General features: G+C 28.7%; 3 protein-coding genes. All 3 read left to right on the plus strand.

The genetic code is table 11. The annotated features are described in order from the left end of the window. The first annotated feature begins 36 nt into the window (after positions 1 to 36). Positions 37 to 2418: a carboxypeptidase-like regulatory domain-containing protein gene (locus ACIQ2S_RS11855; protein ID WP_396176254.1), complete on the plus strand. Its 2382-nt coding sequence runs from the start codon at positions 37 to 39 to the stop codon at positions 2416 to 2418. 38 nt (positions 2419 to 2456) lie between these two features. After that, a complete protein-coding gene (locus ACIQ2S_RS11860) occupies positions 2457 to 3320 on the plus strand; it encodes a DUF4249 domain-containing protein (RefSeq protein ID WP_396176257.1) in 864 nt (287 codons plus the stop codon). Positions 3321 to 3384: 64 nt separating this feature from the next. Then, positions 3385 to 4034: histidine kinase (locus ACIQ2S_RS11865; RefSeq protein WP_396176259.1), on the plus strand; the 650-nt coding region annotated here is incomplete at its 3' end.

The following is a 4034-nucleotide window of genomic DNA, read 5'->3' on the forward strand; positions in this document are numbered from 1 at the left end:
ATTTAATTTTGGACAAAAGTTTAAAAAAATATAATTATGAAAAAATTTAATTTATTAATTCTATTATTATTCACAAGTATTTCATTTGGACAAAATAAATTTAGCATTTCAGGATATGTTGAAGATAGTAAAACAGGTGAAAAATTATTTGGTGTAAATGTTTATACCAATTCTAAATCAGGAAATGTAACCAATGAATATGGTTATTTTTCTTTTTCGCTAGATGAGGGTCAACATATTATTTATGTAAGTTATCTAGGTTATAAAACAATAGAGAAGGACATTGAAATAAAATCTAATTTAAAAATAGATTTCAAATTAGAAGATGACTCTTTTAATCTTAATGAAGTTGTAATATCCACAACAAAAATTGAGAACAAAGTAAAGAGTACAGAAATGAGTGTTAATACTTTAAAAGCCTCTACAATCAAGAAACTACCTGCAATATTAGGAGAGCCTGATGTAATTAAATCAATACAATTACTTCCCGGAGTTTCAAGCGTTAATGAAGCATCTTCCGGTTTTAATGTTAGGGGAGGAAATGCAGATCAAAATCTAGTTTTATTAGATGATGCAACAATCTACAATGCATCACACTTGTTTGGATTTTTTTCAGTGTTTAATTCAGACGCCATTAAAGATGTAAAGTTATACAAAGGTGGAATTCCTTCCAGTTATGGTGGTAGGCTCTCGTCTGTTTTAGATGTACGTCAAAAAGAGGGAAATAAAAAAGAGTTTAATGGTGAAGCTGGAATTGGTTTAATTTTAAGTAGGGTATTAGTTGAAGGTCCTATAAAAAAAGACTCCGTTGGGGAAGGAAAAGGTTCCTATATGTTTGCCGGAAGAAGATCTTATGTTGACGCATTTACATTTTTAGATGATGAGTTTAGAGATAATGTTCTCTTTTTTTATGATTTGAATTTAAAAGCAAATTATGATTTAAATGAAAAGAATAAAGTTTTTATATCTGGTTACTTTGGTCGAGACAGGTTTGAACTTCCTAAATTTATTGGAACATCTTGGGGTAATGCAATCGGCACAATTAGATGGACAAATGCAATAAGTGAAAAATTGTTTTTTCAAACTTCAGCTATTTTTTCTAATTATGATTATGAGTTAGATAATTTAAGATCGGGTTCTGAGTTTAGGTGGAAATCTAATATTACAAACTTTAATTTTAAACCAAAATTAACTTGGTATGCTAGTTCAAAAGCCACTGTGAGAACCGGTGTTGACATTACATATTATAAATTTAATCCAGGAAAAATTTCTGCAATCAATGAATCAAGTATTAGTGCAGAGAAATTTCAAAATAATTTTGCTTTAGAAAACGGAATGTATATTGATGCGGAGTTTGATTTGTCTGAAAAATTAAACATTCAAGCAGGTTTAAGATTTTCAAACTTTATGAGATTGGGTAACGAAAGTATAAGGATTTATGAAACGGGGAAACCTCTAAGCTTTGATCCTGTTTATGGAGTTTATGAAGAGAATGAAGTTGTAAGTGAAAAAAAATATGGTTCTGGAGAGGTTATAAAACAATTTAATAATTTGGAACCGCGTTTTTCAATGCGATATTTATTAAATGATAGAAATTCATTTAAAACGAGTTATAATAGAATATATCAGTATATTCATCTAGTAACTAATACAACATCTCCTACACCATTAGATGTTTGGACACCAAGTGGGCCATATATCAAGCCACAATTTGCAGATCAAATCGCTTTAGGTTATTTTTCGAATGTAAAAGAAAGTAGCTATGATTTTTCGGTAGAAGCTTACTATAAAAAATTAACTAATGTTACTGATTTCAAAGATGGTGCTGATTTACTTTTTAGAGAAGATGTCGAGACTCAAGTTGTTCAAGGAGTTGGTAGAGCTTATGGATTAGAGTTTTTACTTAATAAAAATACGGGCAAGTTGACCGGATGGTTAAGTTATACACTTTCCAGAAGTGAAAATAAAATAAATGGAATTAATAATAATGAATACTACGCTAACAACGTAGATCAATTACACCGATTAAATCTTGTAGGACTTTATAAAACGAATTCAAGATGGGAATTTGGAGGAGTATTTACTTTTAGTACCGGAAGACCAGTTACCTATCCAACCGGGCGATATGAACAAAATGGTTTAGTTGTGGCTGACTATAGTGAAAGAAACGGGAACAGACTTCCGGTATATCACCGATTAGATATTTCGGCAACTTTAAATCCAAAAAAAGACAGCAATAAAACCGGTAAATGGATTTTTAGTATAGCTAATCTATATAACAGACAAAATGCCGCCTCTATATTTTTTAGAGAGATTAGTGAAGTAAATGATGTAGAAATTGCAACCGGAAATACTGAAGCAACCAAATTGTCATTTTTCGGGATCGTTCCTAGTGTAACTTATGAATTTAAATTTTAAATTAACTTCTATATTATATAACTTAAAAAAATAAAAATATGAGCAAAATAAATAAAATAAAAAACATATTACAGATTGTAATTTTTTCTCTTGTTTTCCTTTCTTGTGAAGAAGATGTTACCAATGATATTTCTTTGAACTCCATTGAACGTCTTGTTATAGAGGGTGGAATTGAACGCAAAGCAAACAATACAACTCAAGTAATTAAATTAACTAAATCGATACCTTTTTTAGATAATTCAGACAATCCTTTTGTAACTGACGCAATTGTAACTGTATCGGATGGAAATACAACTTGGAATTTTATTCATACAGAGAATGGAAACTATGTAAATAACAATTTGTTACCTGAAATTGGTAAAACGTATACCATTACAATTGTTTGGAATAATGAGACCTATGTGGGTTCTGATACATTGAATGAAGTGCCACCCTTTGATAATTTTTATTTTGAATTTGAAGAAGAAACCTTTATTACAGATGCGGGTTATTTTCTTAAATTTGATTCGACTGATCCTGTAGGGATTGAAAATTATTATTATTACAGAGTTTTCAAAAACGATATTTTTACTATCGTTCCAGATCCCGGTAATTCAGAAACATTAATAGTAACCGATAGATTTTTTGACGGTCAACAAAGAATTGGAATTAATCCAAATGAAGAAGTATCTTTTGAAATTGGTGATTTGGCGAAAGCACAACAATTAGGAATATCAAAAAGATATTATCAATTTCTATTTGAGTTATTTACACAAACCGGCAATCAAGGTATTTCTTTTGTTGGAAATCCACCACCAGCGTCTATAAGAAGTAATATAGTAAACACAACTAATCCAAAAAATAGAATTTTAGGTTATTTTTATGCCGTAGATATAGAAGAGGATAGTATTTTGATTGAGTAATTTTAATTTAGGAATGAAGAATAGATTGATCTTGTATAGTATAATTTGCTTTATATTTAGTTTTTTGAATTTTTTAGAAGACTATAATGAAAGTTCTTTTTTTGAAGCTATACAAGATCAAATTTTTTTATTTCCCCTAAGTTTTACTTTTATCTTTCTAATTTATTTGATAAGGAAGAAGACAGTTGAAAGTAATTATTATAAAAGAATTGAATTATTCGAGAAAAGAACATTCCTTTTTTTCGTCAGTATTATTACAATTGTATTTTTTAGTTTTCTTTTGAGACTAATTTCCTTGGTATTATTTAATGATGACCAAGGTTTGATATTTTTTGACACGCTTTTTTTTGCCATTCTAATTATTGTAAGTAGTGTTGTTTTATTTATCTATTTATTTGAGATTTATTTGGAAAATGAATTTGAAAAAAAGGAATTAAAAATAAGGTTAAAAGAAAATGAGATTGAAAATCTTAATGATAAATATATGTCACTTAAGAATCAACTTAACCCTCATTTCCTTTTTAATTGTTTTAGTAACATTACTAGTTTAATTGATAGTGAACCTGAAAAAGCGATAAAATTTGTTGAGGAATTATCCAATGTTTTTCGATACAGTCTCACTAATTCTGATGAAATTTTAGTTACTTTATCTGAAGAACTTACACTATTGAATTCTTATTTTGAACTTCAATTGATTCGCCATCAAGGATTAAT

This window comes from Flavobacterium sp. (assembly GCF_044371705.1).
Taxonomy (GTDB): Bacteria; Bacteroidota; Bacteroidia; order Flavobacteriales; family Flavobacteriaceae; genus Flavobacterium.